This is a genomic window from Streptomyces sp. NPDC056628 (assembly GCF_042792555.1).
In the GTDB taxonomy this organism is placed as follows: domain Bacteria; phylum Actinomycetota; class Actinomycetes; order Streptomycetales; family Streptomycetaceae; genus Streptomyces.
Genome location: NZ_JBHTWG010000009.1, coordinates 1 through 16,354 on the forward strand (window position 1 = coordinate 1; position 16,354 = coordinate 16,354).

General features: G+C 71.5%; 16 protein-coding genes and 1 pseudogene. 12 read left to right on the forward strand and 5 right to left on the reverse strand.

All coding sequences use genetic code 11. The features are described 5' to 3' along the window. The 4 genes and pseudogenes from ACFRAC_RS14300 to ACFRAC_RS14315 form a co-directional block, all read left to right on the forward strand. Nucleotides 1-330, forward strand: a pseudogene (locus ACFRAC_RS14300) (cyclic nucleotide-binding protein); the annotation flags it as partial. Nucleotides 331-615: 285 nt separating this feature from the next. Next, entirely contained in the window at nt 616-1,008 is a 393-nt protein-coding gene (locus ACFRAC_RS14305) for a DUF2267 domain-containing protein (protein WP_382924190.1), read from the forward strand. 163 nt (nt 1,009-1,171) lie between these two features. Beyond that, nucleotides 1,172-1,534, forward strand: a complete 363-nt coding sequence (locus ACFRAC_RS14310; protein ID WP_382924191.1) for a hypothetical protein — start codon at nt 1,172-1,174, stop codon at nt 1,532-1,534. 75 nt (nt 1,535-1,609) lie between these two features. Next, complete coding sequence (locus ACFRAC_RS14315; RefSeq protein ID WP_382924192.1) at nt 1,610-1,768, forward strand: hypothetical protein; 159 nt, start codon at nt 1,610-1,612, stop codon at nt 1,766-1,768. Nucleotides 1,769-1,828: 60 nt separating this feature from the next. Here ACFRAC_RS14315 and ACFRAC_RS14320 read toward each other — a convergent pair whose 3' ends face one another. The 3 genes from ACFRAC_RS14320 to ACFRAC_RS14330 form a co-directional block, all read right to left on the reverse strand. Further along, nucleotides 1,829-2,911 carry a MerR family transcriptional regulator gene (locus ACFRAC_RS14320; RefSeq protein WP_382924193.1) on the reverse strand — a complete coding sequence of 361 codons (1,083 nt, stop codon included), beginning with the start codon at nt 2,909-2,911 and terminating at the stop codon, nt 1,829-1,831. A 75-nt stretch (nt 2,912-2,986) separates the two neighbouring features. Next, on the reverse strand, nt 2,987-4,372 hold the full coding sequence (locus tag ACFRAC_RS14325; RefSeq protein ID WP_382924194.1) for a hypothetical protein: 1,386 nt from the start codon (nt 4,370-4,372) through the stop codon (nt 2,987-2,989). A gap of 583 nt (nt 4,373-4,955) precedes the next feature. Further along, complete coding sequence (locus ACFRAC_RS14330; protein ID WP_382924195.1) at nt 4,956-6,464, reverse strand: GAF domain-containing protein; 1,509 nt, start codon at nt 6,462-6,464, stop codon at nt 4,956-4,958. Between the two features lie 173 nt (nt 6,465-6,637). On the opposite strand from ACFRAC_RS14330, the gene ACFRAC_RS14335 reads away from it, so the two are divergent. From ACFRAC_RS14335 to ACFRAC_RS14360, 6 genes are all read left to right on the forward strand, one after another. Continuing rightward, on the forward strand, nt 6,638-7,639 hold the full coding sequence (locus tag ACFRAC_RS14335) for an amidohydrolase family protein (RefSeq protein ID WP_382924196.1): 1,002 nt from the start codon (nt 6,638-6,640) through the stop codon (nt 7,637-7,639). Nucleotide 7,640: 1 nt separating this feature from the next. Beyond that, on the forward strand, nt 7,641-8,423 hold the full coding sequence (locus tag ACFRAC_RS14340) for a metal-sulfur cluster assembly factor (protein WP_382924197.1): 783 nt from the start codon (nt 7,641-7,643) through the stop codon (nt 8,421-8,423). Beyond that, on the forward strand, nt 8,420-9,445 hold the full coding sequence (locus tag ACFRAC_RS14345) for an NAD(P)-dependent alcohol dehydrogenase (protein WP_382924198.1): 1,026 nt from the start codon (nt 8,420-8,422) through the stop codon (nt 9,443-9,445). Before ACFRAC_RS14340 ends, ACFRAC_RS14345 begins: the two co-directional genes overlap by 4 nt. Before the next feature lie 37 nt (nt 9,446-9,482). Then, nucleotides 9,483-9,815 (forward strand): putative quinol monooxygenase, encoded by a 333-nt coding sequence (locus ACFRAC_RS14350; protein WP_382924199.1) that lies wholly within the window; start codon nt 9,483-9,485, stop codon nt 9,813-9,815. A 240-nt stretch (nt 9,816-10,055) separates the two neighbouring features. Next, on the forward strand, nt 10,056-10,478 hold the full coding sequence (gene panD, locus ACFRAC_RS14355; RefSeq protein ID WP_382924200.1) for an aspartate 1-decarboxylase: 423 nt from the start codon (nt 10,056-10,058) through the stop codon (nt 10,476-10,478). A gap of 22 nt (nt 10,479-10,500) precedes the next feature. Further along, nucleotides 10,501-10,845: a GNAT family N-acetyltransferase gene (locus ACFRAC_RS14360; protein WP_382924201.1), complete on the forward strand. Its 345-nt coding sequence runs from the start codon at nt 10,501-10,503 to the stop codon at nt 10,843-10,845. Between the two features lie 623 nt (nt 10,846-11,468). Here ACFRAC_RS14360 and gndA read toward each other — a convergent pair. Continuing rightward, nucleotides 11,469-12,908, reverse strand: a complete 1,440-nt coding sequence (gndA, locus tag ACFRAC_RS14365; RefSeq protein WP_382924202.1) for an NADP-dependent phosphogluconate dehydrogenase — start codon at nt 12,906-12,908, stop codon at nt 11,469-11,471. A 290-nt stretch (nt 12,909-13,198) separates the two neighbouring features. Between gndA and ACFRAC_RS14370 the strand changes: the two genes are divergently transcribed. Beyond that, a complete protein-coding gene (locus ACFRAC_RS14370; protein WP_382924203.1) occupies nt 13,199-14,335 on the forward strand; it encodes a transglycosylase family protein in 1,137 nt (378 codons plus the stop codon). Here the strand turns inward: ACFRAC_RS14370 and ACFRAC_RS14375 are convergent. Then, the gene (locus ACFRAC_RS14375; RefSeq protein ID WP_382924204.1) at nt 14,325-15,368 is read right to left on the reverse strand and encodes a DMT family transporter; all 1,044 of its coding nucleotides are present in this window, start codon (nt 15,366-15,368) and stop codon (nt 14,325-14,327) included. The two genes, ACFRAC_RS14370 and ACFRAC_RS14375, sit on opposite strands and share 11 nt — an antisense overlap. A 229-nt stretch (nt 15,369-15,597) precedes the next feature. Here ACFRAC_RS14375 and ACFRAC_RS14380 point away from each other — a divergent pair, with 229 nt between their 5' ends. Continuing rightward, complete coding sequence (locus tag ACFRAC_RS14380) at nt 15,598-16,317, forward strand: (2Fe-2S)-binding protein (RefSeq protein ID WP_382924369.1); 720 nt, start codon at nt 15,598-15,600, stop codon at nt 16,315-16,317. Nucleotides 16,318-16,354: the final 37 nt, after the last annotated feature.

A 16,354-nucleotide genomic window follows, 5' to 3' on the forward strand; every position in this document is an offset into this window, starting at 1 on the left:
GACACCCTCGCCCTGGACTCCCGCGGCTTCATCCTCACCGGACCCGAAGCCCAGGAAGCCTGCACCTCCCCCGACATCTGGCACAGCCGCGGACGTACCTGCATGAGCCTGGAAACCAGCCTCCCCGGAGTCTTCGCCGTCGGCGACGTCCGCAGCGGCTCCGTCAAACGCGTAGCCTCCGCAGCCGGCGAAGGCTCAATGAGCATCCACTACATCCACCGACACCTGGGACACGCGGCCGTCCCCGGCACCACGGGCACGTCAGCCGTCGCAGGCCACTCGGACGTCTCCCCCCACACACGTCACAAGGAGTCCGCCTGGCTCGCATGACGAACGGCGGACGATGAGATCAAGAGAAGGACGAAGGAGGCGATCAGGAGCCCACCGTCACCGCCCGGGCACCGGACCGGGCAGCACCCTGTATGCGCCGAGGACGGCCGGCACCGCGGCACGGCACGTCGTGCGTCCGCCGCGGTCGGACAACGCCTCGACGACGACCGGGCCAAGGGCCCCGCGAACGGCGGCTGCGCGCCGGCGGACGGACCCGGCCCGCCCCGACGACGCACAGGGCGCCCCCTATGAGCCAGCGGTGACCAAGGCAGAAGGAAGTCAGCTATGAAATACGACGGATTCCTCGCCCGTGTGCGCGAGCGAGGCGAATACCACGACCAGGGCGAAGCCGCGGACGTCACCAACGCCGTGCTGGAAGTGCTGGCCCAACGGATCAGTCCGGGAGAGGTCAAGGACCTCGCCTCCCAGTTGCCCGGCCCGCTGCGACAGGTCCTGGACGATGCCATGCCGCAGCAGGCGCGAAGCTTCGGGATCGAAGAGTTCTACCGCCGGGTCGCCGAGCGCACCGACGCCCGGCCTCGTACGGCGGAATGGGACGCCAGCGCGGTCCTGACCACTGTCGCCGACGCTGTCACCGGCGGAGAACTGAATCAGATCCTCAGCCAGCTCCCCTCCAGCTACGCGGTCCTGTTCGGCAAGGCCGACCTCGCGGACTGAGCCCGTGAGGCGCGTTGGCTGCACATCGTCTGACGGTCCATGGGATGCATTTTCCGGAAGCACGGCCGTGGAGTGGTGCGGGCTCGGTCCGCATAAGCGGCCGGCTTTCCCAACTCCTCTCCGGAGCGTCAGCTACGGTCCGTGGGCTCGACGAGGTCGTCTGGTGGCGCGGATGGACGCGGTCGCCGGCACGGCCAACGCGAAGGTGCTGCTGCACCCGGCCAAGTCCCCGGCCGTGGTCCAGTCGAGCAACCAGATGGCCATCGGAGTCCATGACTTCCACGAGCGGCTCGGCATCGAGTCCGGCCGCCGGTCGTCGGAGGCGAGACGATGGGTGGAAGCGGCCACCGAGGTGCGGGACAAGGCGCTCGAGACGGGAGCGAAGGGCGTCGACGCCGCTCGAAGCCGCGGCAAGCTGACGCTCGACCGCGCCGGCTCGGTCAAGGACAGGATCGCCGACGAGATCGCCGAGCGTGCGCGTCGTCTGCGCGGGGGCGAGGAGGAAGCGGCGAGCGAGGCTGAGTGAGCGTTGAACGTCCGCCACGCTCGGACAGCGGGTGGACGCCAGTGACTTCCGCGTGACACACGAGGGTGCGTGCAGATGGCCTCGGACGTGACCGAAGAGGACAACCGCAAGGTGCAGACCGCCGTCCTGGGCGGGTCCCAGGGGCATCAGCCGGTCTTTCTTCCCTTCGAGACGTACGCCCGGCGCAGCGGCGAGCCCTTCGTCAGGGCACTCGTACGGGACGAGGTGCCCTGACGCCGGCACGGGGCTGAGGCGGGCGTACGTGACCGAGGACGGATCCGGCCCGTGCGGAGGTCAGTTCTCCAGGCGGACCGGCATCAGGATCGAGAACGTCCCCTCGTCGTCGGGCCGGCGGACCGCGAGGGGCGCCGTGGGAGCGCCCAGCTCCAGGACCAGCTCCTCCCGCGCCCCGGCCGCGAGCGCGTGCAGCAGGAAATCGCGGGTGACGGCGACGTTGCCCTGGTCGTCGTCACCGTCGGCGCACACGACGACGGTTCCGCTCTCCGTCACTCCGAGCACACTGACGTCATGGGTCGTGTGGTCCTGCTCGCGGGTCTCGCCGGCGCGGACCGGACCGGTCTCCAGCGCCTGGCGGAAGGCCGCCGTGTCGACGTGCGCCCGCCGGCCGGCCGGGAGACCGGTGAGGCGGCGGTAGTCGGGGAACTCGTGTCCCAGGCTCTGGCCGGCCGCCTGGCGATCCCCGGCCTCCAGCGTCACGCGGTCACCGTCCACCGTGAGCTGGACGGGTTCCTCCCCGGTCAGCAGCGCCCGCATCGCGTCGGCGAGCGGAAGGGGCACGACCGCCTGTGTCCGGGACCCGACGTGTCCGGTCGTGCGTGCTCGTGCGACAGCCATCCGGTAGCGGTCGGTGGCCACGAGGCGGAGTTCTTCCCCCTCGACGTCGAACAGGACCCCGCCGAGCGTCGGCAGCTCGGTGTCGGTAGTGGCGGCGAAACGGACCGCGTCCAGCGCGGCGGCCAGCGCCGGGGCGGAGAGGGACAGTCGGGCGGTGGCGGTGCGGAGCGACGTCATGGGATTCTCCCTGTGGTCGAGTAGGGCTCGGAGCGTGGAGAACTCACCGCGGGCGTCGGACAACCCCCGTTCGAGACGGCGCAGGTGTGCCTGGAGCAGACCTCGCACGAGATCGCCGTCCGAGCCGGACCAGCCGGCCAGGACGAGCCGGATGTCGGCCAGGGGCATACCCGCCCGGCGCAGACGGGCCAGCAAGCGGGCCTCCTCCACCTGCTCGGGCTGGTACCAGCGGTAGCCGCTGACCGGGTCCACCCAGGCGGGTACCAGTACACCGGCCCGGTCGTAGAACCGGAGCGCACTCACGCTCAGTCCGCCGTCCCGGGCCATTTCCCCAATGCTGCGCATCTCGCTCTCCACACCCGGAACTCTGATCCCTCGACCAGGTCGAGGGTCAACCCCGGCCCCGCCCGGAGTTGCCGTTCAGGCCGGGCAGTCCGCCTGCGCGGCGGCCGTACCCCAACGGATCATCAGGTAGCCGGATCCGCCGATCTCCGCCACGGCGTAGCGGTGGTACGGCCACTCGCCGCCCGAGCTCTGCGACTGGCGCACGAGGGCGCGGCAAGCCCTCCCGGCGGCCATGTCCGCCCAGGATTCGACCTGCTGCTCGTTCCACCGCACGTAGTCCGACCAGACGTACATCACCGAATCGACCGGGTCGAAGCCGACCTTGATCTCCTCGTTGCCCAGGACATGGTCGGTGTCGAGGCTCTGCCGCATGCCGTTGGCGCCCGCGATGATCTGTCTGGTGGCGCCGTCCGCGACCCGGATCTCGTCGCGGTCGGTACTGGGGATCATCGCCTGGCCGAGACCGTCCTCGTCCGGCTGCCAGTCCTGAGTGGTGGCGTCCGACCCCTGCCCGGTGCCGTCGTCGGCAGCCACCCGGCACTCGGTGTTGGTGACGAAGTCGTCCTGCCACATCACCTGGGGATCCCGGCCGTTCTGCGTCTTCACCATGACGTACGTGTGGTAGGGCAGATCCGGGTGCAGGCGGAGGACGACGTCCCGCAGCGACAGGCACATGGTCCGGGCGATCTCCGTCTCGGCGTACAGCGCCCCCTCCTCGTCGGAGGCCAGCGTGTATGACAGGTAGACCTCCCGGCGCGACTCGTGGAACCGCACGGTCCCCGGGGCGAAGTCGATGCCGTCACCGAGGTCCCGTGCCTCCACGCCCTCGTCGTGCAGGAGGGCGCGCGCCACGTCGTGCTCGCCAGCCCCCTGCGCCGCCCGCGCCTGGTTCCAGCTCTCCGGGGCCGCCGAGTCGCCACTCGCAGTTTGCTGCCTCGCCGCCGTGTCGCCCTTCACCGTCTTTGTGGACGGTTGCGCCGATCCGGCCGACGAGGACGACGAGGCCGAGGCCGCCACCGACGACGTGTGCGTGTCGGTCCACCTGTCCCCGGGCAGCAGCGCCACCACCCCTCCGGCCAGGCCGCCGATGACGCCCGCCGCCAGGACCAGGCCGCCGACCAGCCGCTTCCTCGGCCGCTTCCGGTCCGCGGTCAGGTGCCATGACGGATCGTCCCCGGCCGGCACGGCCCATACGGCCGCGACCATGTCCACGGCCGTCGCCGGTCCCGAGCCGGCGCTCCCCACCTGGGTCGCCTCGGAGGCCAGCCGGACAGCGCACTCATGGGCGGCTTCGGCGGCCGACGGGCGGTCAGCGGGTTCCTTGGACAGCGCCTTCTCCACGACCCCGCGCAGGGCGGTGGGGACGCCGTCCAGATCCGCCTCACCCGACATCACGCGGAAGGCCACCACGTCGGGTGCGCCGACCCCGAACGGCAGCCGCCCGGTGGCCGCGTAGGCCACGAGCGCCCCCCGGCGAACACGTCGCCCGCCGGACCCGCGGTGCCCTGACGGTACTGCTCTGGGCTGATCCAGCCGGGGGTGCCGGTCGGCGGCGGAGTGGCTCACTCGCAACACCAGCCACCGGCCGCTCAGCAAGAGCACGGTGCAGCAAGTCCTCGTAGTGGGCGAGGTCGCGCGGGCGTGCCCAGTTGTAGAGGGTCACCACCAGGCCCCGCGCCCGCTCTGCCATGAGCCCCAACCGGTCACAATCCGACCAGCGACACGACGCCGGAACTCGCACACGCCCTGGCTGTCAGGAGCCGTCGAACAGGTGCTGCGTGCGGCGATGCCACCCTCTCGTGCTCCTCCTGGGCAGAGGAGGGCGGGTGATCACCGAACCGCATTCGTGGGTGGGCGTCCTGCGTCAGGCATCAGCCTCCGGCAGCTCACCGGGCCGGTCAGGCACGATCTTGAGAGCGGTGGCTCCAGAATCGCGGCCGTCGGATCAAGGTGTCGACGTGATTCTGGGCGTCGACACGTACAAGGATCCGCAAGTGGCCGCGATGCTCAACGCGAGACCACTGCAGGGACTGGTTGTCCCTGCTCATCGGGTACGCGCGGGGATGGTGATGTCGTATTGGGCGATCTTGCGGTAGATGGTCGCCCGGCTCATGCCGAGGGCGTCCGCAGCCTGCGCCACCGTGGTGCCCGGCTCGGTGAGACATCTGACGATCTCGTCCCGTTCCAGGGCCTGGATACGGCTCAGCCGATGGGGCGTGCCGACGAAGACCTCGGCGGGGAGGTGCCGGAGGTCGACGACGTCGGTGCGGGAAGCGGCGTCGCGCACGATCCGCTGGAGCTGCCTGCTGTTCTCCGGCCAGTGGTAGTCGGACAGCGCCCGGGCGGCCGCAGGGGAGAAGGTGACGGGACGGCCCCGGAACCCGCGGGCGAAGTGGTCCGCCAGGGGAAGGATGTCGTCGGGGCGGGAACGCAGGGTGGGGGCTTCGACCACGGCGCCGACCAGTGAGCGCAGGGCTTGGGGGATGCGCGCGTAGTTGTCGGCGGTGATGATGGCCGGGTGCAGGTACGGGTGCTGGTCCGCGGTGTTCCCGCGCGGTCTGCCGGAGAGCAGCTCGGCCAGGTCTTCGGCTGCCCACGCGGGCAGTGTGTGGACCCCTGTGGTGATGACGCAGGTGTCGGTCTTGGCCAGCTCCGGAGCCCACATCCCCATCCACGACGTGATGTCGTCGGCCAGCGGCGGACGGGCGCACAGGATGCGTTCCCGGGACCGGACCTGGCGCCGGGCGAGGGCCGCAAGGGTCGACTTGCCCGTTCCCGACTCTCCCACCACGGCGAGGAGCCGGCCCTCGGCCAGGGCGGTACGGGCTTCCGCGACCGCGTCCGTCCAGCGTGAGGAGAGGAGGAGGGACTCGCTCCCCGGCTGGGCTCGATGCGCGAACACCTGAAACACCTCGCCGCGAGGAGCCGGACGTGGCTTCCTGCCGGTGGTGCGGGCGAGCATCAGGGCGGCCGTGTTCCCCGCCGCAGCCTGCGCCAGTGCCAGGAGCAGCTTCGATGAGGAGTCCGACCATGTGGTGAGGTTGATGCTGCCCGCGAGTTCCCCGGTGAGGGGATCGAGCACAGGTACCGCGGCGCAGGTGTACTGCCGCAGGCTGGTGCAGTAGTGCTCCTCGGCGCGTACCAGCGAGGGTGCGCGGTCGGCGAGGGCGAGGCCCATCCCGTTGGTGCCGGCGTTGCTCTCGGAGAAGGAGAAGCCGGGGGCGAGGTTGACTCGGTCGAGGGACCGGCTGACCGAGGAGTCGCTGCACAACCGGGACAGCACCAGGCCGTCGCTGCTGGTGAGCATCATGCCGACCGGTTCGTTGGCCAGCGTGTCCTTGAGTCCCTGAAGCACCTCGTGGCCGCATTCGTAGAGCAGGCACTCGGTGTCCACCGTGCCCGTGAAGTCGGGCTGCAGGTCCTCCGGACTCAGGCCGTACCGTCGGCTGCGCTGCCATGACGCCTGCAGGCGGGGCGTCAGCAGGGCTGTTTCTGCGGCCGTCGCCTCGTCCTTGTGGCGGGCGACGGGCGCCGGATTGCGGTTCTGGTCCACTGCGGCCTCCACACTGAGCCCGTGCGTCGATCTGCGATCAGGCTACGACGCGGGTGCCGGACAGCGTTCCCGGCCGACTGTCTCAAAGTGAGACGGTACGGGCCTGCCCCGTCGCCGTGACACTGCCTAACGTCGCTCTCCGAAACACGGTCGTCACCGGGACGGAGACCGACATGTACGCCAAGGACGGCGAGAACTACTTCATCGTGGACGCGCACGTCGCACTGTGGGACGCACGCCCCTCGAACCAGCTGAACATCCACGGCAAGCAGTTCATCGACTGCTTCTACGACTACCACCGCAACCTCAGCCCGGAGGCTGAGCTGTGGCCGTACGAGGACTTCCTCTACTACGGCGGCCGGCGCCTGATGAAGGACCTCTTCGACGACGGGCACGTCGACCACGCGATCTTCCAGCCCGCCCATCTCGGAGCGTTCTTCGGGAACGGCTTCGGCCAGACCGAAGAAGCCTTCGCGCTGGCGCAGCAGCACCCCGAGCGGCTGACCTACAACCACTGCTGGGACCCACGTCTCGAGCAGAAGGGGCTCGAACAGCTCCGCCGGGACGCGGCACGCTTCGGGCTCAAGGGCGCCAAGCTGTACACCGCGGAATGGCACGGCGACTCACGCGGCTACAAGCTCGACGACAAGTGGTCGTACCGCTACCTGGAGGCAGCCCAGGAAGTGGGCATCAAGAACATCCACATCCACAAGGGTCCGACGATCCGGCCGCTCGACAGGGACGCGTTCGACGTCGCGGACGTCGACAAGGCCGCGAGCGACTTCCCGGAACTGAACTTCGTCGTCGAGCACTGCGGACTGCCCCGCCTCGAGGACTTCTGCTGGATAGCCACGCAGGAACCGAACGTGCACGCCGGCCTCGCGGTCGCCATGCCCTTCATCCACCGCCGTCCCCGGTACTTCGCACAGATCATCGGCGAGCTCCTGTTCTGGCTCGACGAGAACCGCATCCAGTTCTCCAGCGACTACGCGCTGTGGACTCCCCGCTGGCTGATCGAGAGGTTCGTCGACTTCCAGATCCCCGAGGACATGCAGGAGGAGTACCCGCCGATCACCGTGGAACAGAAGAAGAAGATCCTCGGGCTGAACGCGGCGGCGCTGTACGACATCCCGGTCCCCGCCGAACACGCCCTGGCACAGTCGGCGGGAGTGTGAGATGGCGGCCCATGCCCCGGCGCGCGAGACACGTGCCGCGACACTGGAGGAGCGGGCCCGGCAGGCGCTCGACAAGGTCCTCGATCCCGAGCTGGACGAACCGATCACGGACCTCGGTTTCGTACGGTCCATCGAGACCGACGGCGATCACCGGCTGACCGTGCACCTGCGGCTGCCGACCTCGTTCTGCGCGCCGAACTTCGCCTACCTCATGGCGTCCGACGCGAAAGACGTCCTGACGGCCCTCCCCGGCGTCGGCGCGGTCACGGTGCTGCTCGACGACCATCACGACTCGGACCTGATCAACCGGGGACTGGCCGCGGACGCCGGCTACCGCGGGACCTTCGGAGCCGAGGCGGAGAAGGACCTCGAGGAACTGCGGCTGATCTTCCGCCGCAAAGCCCACGCCGCCGCCATGGAACGCGCGCTCACCGCGCTGCTGCGGCAGGACACCTCACTCACCGAGGAACGACTGCACGGCATCGTGCTCGGCGATCTCCCGGGCACCGAGGCGACCCGCGCACTGCTGCAACGCCGCGAGGCCCTGGGGCTCGGCACATCACCTTCCGACCCCGCCATGGTCGACGACCATGGACGGCCCCATCCGGCGGGCGAGATCCCGTTGCGGCTGCGCTTCGCCCGGTCGGTCCGCCTGTCGATCGACGGCAACGCGCACTTCTGCCGTGCCCTTCTGCGTACCCGCTACCCGGACGCCGCCCCGGACCAGTCGCCCCGCCAGGAAGACACCACTCTCATCACCCCCGAAAAGGAGCACACCCCGTGAAGGCAGTCCAGGTCGTCGGATACGACCGCACCCTCGAGATGGCAGACGTACCGGCTCCCTCGGTCACCGGCCCGTACGACGTGATCGTGAAGATCGGCGGGGCCGGCGTCTGCCGCACCGATCTGCACATCCTCGAGGGCCAGTGGGCCGAGAAGTCGGGCGTCACGCTGCCGTACACGATCGGGCACGAGAACGCCGGCTGGGTGCACGCGGTGGGCAGTGCCGTCACCAACGTCGCCGAGGGCGACAAGGTCATCGTCCACCCGCTGATCACCTGCGGGCTGTGCCGGGCGTGCCGCTCGGGCGACGACGTGCACTGCGAGCAGAGCCAGTTCCCCGGCATCGACACCGCCGGCGGTTACGCCGAGTACCTCAAGACCTCCGCCCGCAGCGTCGTCCGTATCGACGACTCTCTGGAACCCGCTGACGTCGCGGCGCTGGCCGACGCCGGTCTCACCGCCTACCACGCCGTGGCCAAGGCGGCCCGCCGTCTCCGCCCGGGCGACCGGTGCGTGGTCATCGGTGCGGGCGGACTCGGACACATCGGCGTGCAGGTCCTCAAGGCACTGACCGCCGCCGAGATCGTGGTCGTCGACCGCAATCCCGACGCGTTGAAGCTGGCCCTCTCGATCGGGGCGGACCATGGCGTCCTGAGCGGCGGCGACCAGGTCGAGGAGGTCCTCGCCCTCACCGGCGGGCGCGGAGCCGAAGCCGTGATCGACTTCGTCGGCGAGGGCGGCGCCACGCGCGACGGTGTGCGCATGCTGCGGCGGGCGGGCGACTACCACGTGGTCGGCTACGGCGAGAACATCGACGTACCCACCATCGACATCATCTCCGCCGAGATCAACTTCATCGGAAACCTCGTCGGGTCCTACAACGACCTGTGCGAACTGATGGTGCTCGCAGCCCGGGGTAAGGTACGGCTGCACACCACCTCGTACCCCCTTGACCGCTTCCAGGACGCCTTGGACGACCTCGACGCCGGACGGGTACGAGGACGGGCAATCCTCGTGCCGTGAACGGATTGCCGACTGATACGCCTCAGGGAGACCCCCCTTGATCTTCATCACCGCCAAGTTCCACGTTCTGCCCGAATCCGCCGACACCTGGCCGGACATCACCCGCGAGTTCACCGAGGCCACCCGGGCCGAGCCCGGATGCCTGTGGTTCGACTGGTCCCGCAGTGTCGAGGACCCCACGGTCTACGTGCTGGTCGAAGCCTTCCGCGATGACGAGGCCGGCCTGGCCCACGTCACCTCGGACCACTTCACCGCGGCACGGAGCACCCTGCCGCCCCACCTCGTACGGACCCCGGAGATCGTCAACGTCACGGTTCCGCAGGAGGGTTGGTCACTGCTCGGGGAAATGGCCGTTCCGGAACGAGACTGAGAGGGACCTGCCTGCCTGGCAGGCAGTCCCCCCACTTCGCCTCGCGGCCTCGACCTCAGGGCGAGGCGACGCGTCCGGGCCGGCTTCGCCGGGGCGCCACGAGCCCCCGGTCGAGCCGGTGACGCTGGACCTGCCCTCGATGTTCCTCACAAACATCGACTCCAACGCGTGCCCGTGTACAGTGAAGACCGCCCTTGACCTGCACAAAGCGGGCAGGGAGCCGTCTTCCAGGAGTTGAAAATGCTGCGCACCATGTTCAAGTCCAAGATCCACCGCGCCACCGTCACCCAGGCCGACCTGCACTACGTGGGATCGGTGACCATCGACGCGGATCTGCTCGACGCCGCCGATCTGTGGCCCGGTGAACTCGTCCACATCGTCGACATCACCAACGGCGCCCGTCTGGAGACGTACGTCATCGAGGGCGAGCGCGGGTCCGGCGTCATCGGGATCAACGGGGCCGCCGCCCATCTCGTCCACCCCGGCGACCTGGTGATCATCATCAGTTACGCTCAGATGACCGACGCCGAGGCGCGGGAGTTCGAGCCGCGCGTCGTGCACGTGGACGGCGCCAACCGGATCGTCGCTCTCGGCGCGGACCCGTCCGAGCCGGTGCCGGGCTCCGACCAGGAGCGCAGCCCGCAGGCCGTGCCGGTGGCCTGAGTCCCAGGAGCAGGAGCGTGCGATGAGCGACACCGAGATCCGCGACGACCGGGCGGCGGGCCGCCTGGAGGCAGTCCAGGGCGACGAGGTGGTCGGCCGTATCGAGTACTTCGTCCTCGACGAACCGTCCCGTGCCCTCGTCCCCGTTCACACCGTCGTGGAGCCCGCGCACGAGGGGAAGGGCATCGCCGGCTCCCTCGCCCGGGAGCTGTACCGCATGGCGGAGCGCGAGGGCCTCGTCGTCGTACCCCTCTGCCCGTACGTCGCCAAGTGGGCCGAGCGGCACCCGGACGAGGCCCCCGCGGCCGACCCGGAGCTGGTCGCCGCCGCGAAGGACTGGCTGCGGGCGCATCCCGGGCGGTTCTGACGGTCTCGGGCCTGAGCGTGCTTGGTGCGGGCGGGTGACTGTCCGCACCCGTCCCGGGTATGCGGGGCAGCAGTAGTCCAGAGCCGACGTGCGTCGAGTGGGTGGAGGACGCCATGACGAACCCGTATCCGGATCCGGTCCCCGGACCGGCGCCGGACCCGGAGCCGCAGCACCCGGAGCCCTATCCGGTCCCGACCCCGGAGCCCCCGCCGGCTCCCCAGCCCCCGGCGCCCGGGCCGCCGCCGCCCACGCCGGGCCCGCCCCCGGATCCGGTGCCGCCGGGCCCGCCGTCACCGCCGGACCCCGTGCCGCCGGGGCCCGCCCCGTCGCCGATCCCGCCGGGGCCGGAACCGGTGCCGAACCCCGAGCCCGGCCCGCCGCTGAGCTGACCGCCGGTCCGGGCGGCTACGGCGCGAGCGAGGGAACGAGGGGAACGCGCGCCGCCAGGCGCAGATCACGTCGGCCTCGGTCTCGTACGGTGTCCACCCCCGGCAGAAGACCCGGGCGCCCACCACCCGGGGGCGCCACTGGGGGCGGTCGGGCTCACCCGGACAGCCGTCCGCCCCGCGCCCGGGTGGAGGACCGGGCGCGGGGCGGACGAACCGACGAGGCGGACGCGGAGGCTAGGCGGAGACCTCCGAGCGGTCCCCGCCCCACAGCGTGTGGAACGAGCCGTCCCGGTCGACCCGGCGGTAGGTGTGGGCGCCGAAGAAGTCCCGCTGCGCCTGGGTGAGCGCGGCAGGCAGCCGCTCCGCGCGGAGCGCGTCGTAGTAGGCGAGGGCCGCCGCGAAGCCCGGCGTGGGCACGCCCTGGCGGGTCGCGGCGATCAGCACCTCGCGCCAGTCGTCCTGCGCGTCGGCGATCTCCTGCGCGAAGGTCTCGTCGGACAGCAGGCTCGGCAGGTCGGGGCGGGTGTCGTAGGCGGCCCGGATACGGTCCAGGAACGCCGCGCGGATGATGCAGCCACCGCGCCAGATCGCCGCGACGGCGCCCAGGTCGATGTCCCAGTCGTACTCGGCGCGGGCCGCGTCGATCTCGTGGAAGCCCTGCGTGTACGACACGATCTTCGAGGCGTACAGCGCCTGCTCGACGCGGTCGGCGAAGGCCGCGGCCTCCGACTCGCTCAGCGGCGAGGCCTTCGGGCCGGCCAGCCCCCGCGACGCCTCGCGGAGCTCCGCGTGCCCGGACAGCGACCGGGCGAAGACGGCCTCCGCGATGCCGGACACCGGCACTCCGAGGTCGAGCGCGATCTGCACGGTCCAGCGCCCCGTGCCCTTCTGCTCGGCCTGGTCGACGACGACGTCCACGAAGGGCTTGCCGGTCGCCGCGTCCACGTGGGACAGCACCTCGGCGGTGATCTCGATCAGGTAGGAGTCCAGCCGGCCCTGGTTCCAGGTGCGGAAGATCTCCGCGATCTGCGCGGGCTCGTAGCCGGCGACGTCCCGCAGCAGCTGATACGCCTCACCGATGAGCTGCATGTCGGCGTACTCGATGCCGTTGTGCACCATCTTCACGAAGTGCCCGGCGCCGTCGGGGCCGACGTGCGTCACACAGGGCGCCCCGTCCTTCGCCTTGGCGGAGATCTTCTCCAGCATCGGGCCCAGCGAGTCGTACGACTCCTTCGGGCCGCCCGGCATGATGCTCGGCCCGTGGAGGGCGCCCTCCTCACCACCGGAGACACCCATGCCGACGAAGTGGATGCCCTGTTCCCGCAGGTCCCGCTCACGGCGGCGGGTGTCCGCGAAGTGCGCGTTGCCACCGTCGATGATCATGTCGCCGGGCTCGAGCAGCGGCGCGAACTCCTGGATCACGGCGTCGGTCGGCTCACCGGCCTTCACCATGATGACGAGCCGCCGCGGGCGCTCCAGCGCCGCCACGAACTCCTTGGCGGTCTCGGCCGCGATGAAGTCGCCCTCATCGCCGAACTCGTCCACCAGGGCCCGGGTGCGCGCGGGCGTCCGGTTGTGCACCGCGACCGTGTAGCCGTTGCGGGCGAAGTTGCGGGCGAGGTTGCGGCCCATGACCGCGAGACCCGTGACGCCGATCTGCGCCGAAGTGCTCATGCCGTTGGCTCCTAGTGATCTCGAAATGGCAGCGGTGCCGGTCACGCCCGCCAGTATTGCCCCTCGTCCATCCTGACGTGCCGCTACGGCGACCGCGCATCAGGGTGGCGTGATGTCGCAGGCACATACGCACGGAAGGGCCCGGCGCACTCAGCCGTACCGCGCGTACGCCAAAGAGCGCCCCTTCCGCGCCACTTGGCGCGAACAGGCGGCTGATTTGCCGTCTTGTCATGGCCTGTTCGCGGCGCTTACTTTTGCCCCTCCTGACGCACGTCGAGGGGGGCTCCTCCATGGCCGTACGCGGCCGGCACCGCCGGTACCAGCCGAACAGGATCAACCGCGCCTCGCTCACCGTCACCGCGGGCGGCGCGGGGATCGCGCTCCCGCTCATCGGCACCGGCGTCGCGCAGGCCGCCGACATGGACACCTGGAACAAGGTCGCCGCCTGCGAGTCCACCGGCCGATGGCACGTCAACACCGGCAACGGCTACTTCGGCGGCCTGCAGTTCGCCCAGTCCACCTGGGAGGCGTACGGCGGCACCCGGTACGCGGCCCGCGCCGATCTGGCCACCAGGGACCAGCAGATCGCCGTGGCCGAGAAGGTGCTCGACGGGCAGGGGCCCGGCGCCTGGCCGGTGTGCTCGGTCCGGGCCGGGCTGACCAGGGGCGAGGAGGACCCCGGCGTCCACCCGGCCTCGGCCGCCACGAGGAAGACCTCCGTCCAGGACGTCCAGCCGCAGACCACGCCCCAGTCCCGCGCGGGCAGGGCCGAGATGTACACGGTGGTGGCGGGCGACACGCTGTCCCGGATCGCGGAAGAGCGGAAGGTGCGCGGCGGTTGGCGGGGCCTTTACGCCGCGAACCGCGCGACCGTCGGCGCGGACCCCGACCTGATCCTGCCGGGCCAGCGCCTCGCGCTGCGCGGCAAGGCCGCCCCGAAGGCCCCCGCCCGCAAGCCCGCCGAGGAGCCGGCCCGGGCGAAGCCGTCCACCGACCGTGAGGAACGCGTCACGAAGAGCGGCGGATCGCTGGTCGCGCCGGTCGGCGCGAGCACCGGCACGCCCTACCGCAAGGCGGGCTCGTCCTGGTCGAAGGGCTACCACACGGGGGTCGACTTCCCCGTTCCGACCGGCACATCCGTGCGGTCCGTCGGCTCCGGGACGGTGGTGAGCGCCGGCTGGGAGGGCTCGTTCGGCTACCAGGTGGTGATCCGGCACGCCGACGGCCGCTACACCCAGTACGCGCACCTCTCCGCGATCTCCGTGAAGGACGGGCAGTCCGTCGGCGCCGGGCAGCGCATCGGGCGGTCCGGGTCCACCGGCAACAGCACGGGCCCGCACCTGCACTTCGAAGTGCGTACGGGCCCGGGCTTCGGCTCGGACGTCGACCCGGTGGCCTATCTGCGGGCGGGCGGCGTCAGGATGTGACCCGGACCCGGTGCGGGTCGAGCGCCGGCGGCGGGTCGTGGCGGCCGGGGAACAGGCCGTACAGGCAGACGGGCTGCGGCCAGGGGTCCCCCGGGGCCGCCTGGGGCGCCCGCGCCGGGACGAGCAGGTCGTCGAGGACGTCCGGGACGACGACCTCCTCGCGCGGCGGGGAGGGGACCGCCTCCGGAGCCGGGACGGGTGCGGCGGACACAAGGCGCTCCGTCGTCAGCAGGATCAGGCCGCCCGCGGCCACCACACCGCAGCCGAGCGCGAGCACCGTCCCGGTGGTGCCGTACCGGAAGGCCTCGCCGAACAGGGTGAGGCCGACGGCGGCCGCCACGACCGGGTTCACCACCGTCAGCGTGGCCAGCGGCGCCGCCAGGCCCGCGCCCCGGTAGGCGGCCTGCGACAGCAGCAGGCCGGCCGTCGCGAAGACCCCGATGGTGCCGAGCGCCGGAAGGTCGCCGAGGGACACCCCACCGTCCCAGTCGACCGCGACGACCTTGGTGAACACCGAGGACATGCCGAACGCTATGCCCGACCCGGTCGCGAGCAGCGTGCTGCGCACCGCCGGGTGCCGGTGGGCGGCCCGGCCCGCCACCATCAGCGCCACGACGATTCCACCGGTCACCAGGGCCACGGCCACCCGCTCGGCCGTGTCCAGCGACTGCGCCGGGGACGCGGCGACCAGGGACAGCAGGCCCGCCAGGCCGACGGTCGCCATCACGGCGCCCCGCCAGGCCGTCGCGCCGGCCCTGCGGCCCACGAAGAGCGCCGCCATCGGCAGCGCGAACACGATCGTCAGCGCGCCGAGGGGCTGCACCAGGCTCAGCGGGCCGAACGCCAGCGCCGCCACGTGCAGCAGTCCGCCGAGGCCGTTCAGCGCGACCGCGGCCCACCAGCCCGGCCGGCGCAGCGGCGCGAACTGCTGCCCGGGGGAGGACTCCGCGACCCGCTCCTGCCCGATCGCGCCGCCCGCGTAGGCGACGGCCGAGACCAGGGAGAGCAGCACGGACAACGCGAGGGCGCTCATGGGCAGTTCCTCTGCGCAGGGCGGGGGCCGTGACCCCGGCGCGGCGAACGGTCGGCCATCATGACCCTTACGATGCCGCGCGCGGCTCTTCCCGTCGTCGTCCCAGAGCACGCACTGTGTCGTACTGCTGATGGAGTACGACGGCGGCGGTGTCATCCTCCGGTCGGGTGTCCGGGGGGAGGACACCCGTGGCCGGTGTGCCCGCAGGGGCCTGGTACTACTGCTCCTCGTGGACCTGGACCCCGGCCTCGGCGCGCTCCGCCCGCTCGGCGGCTTCTTCGTCCTGCGCACCTCCCTGGACGTGCCGCGGGCCGGGACGGCCCTGGCCCGGGCGTACGCGGACGGGGACCCCCTGGACCTGCGGGTCCGGCATGTCGCGCGCGTGCTGCGGACCGGGGAGGACCGGGTCGCGGCGTCCGTCGCCCAGCAGGGCCTGGCCGCCCGCCTCTGGTCGGTCACCCTGGGCTGCGCCGCGCTGTACGGGAGCGTCCCCGACCTCGATCCGGAGCTGCTGCACTGGGACCCCGGCGCCGCCGCCCCCGACGACCTGTGGCTCGGCGAGGTGCGCGCCCGGCGCGCCGACCCGGGGACCGTCGCCGACGTCGTCCTGCACGGGCACCTGGAACCCCTCGCCGGCGCGCTGGGCCGACGGCACCGGGTGGCACATGGGCTGCTGTGGGGCAACGCCGGATCGGCCCTCGTGGCGGCCGCCCGTCAGCTCGACGGGTGGGCCCGCGCCCACGGCCGGTCCGACGCCGCCGCCCGCGCCCGCGACCTGACCGCCCGGCTCCTCGCCCACCCCCTGCTCGCCGGCACCGGCACCCTCACGGGGACGGCCTTCCGGCGCCGCAGCTGCTGCCTCTACTACCGGGTGCCCGGCGGCGGCCTGTGCGGCGACTGCTGCCTCACCCGGCCCCCGCGCTCTTCCCCACACGCCCCATCTGGGTGACCATGAGAACAACCAGCCGTTGAGACAGGGGGTTCCG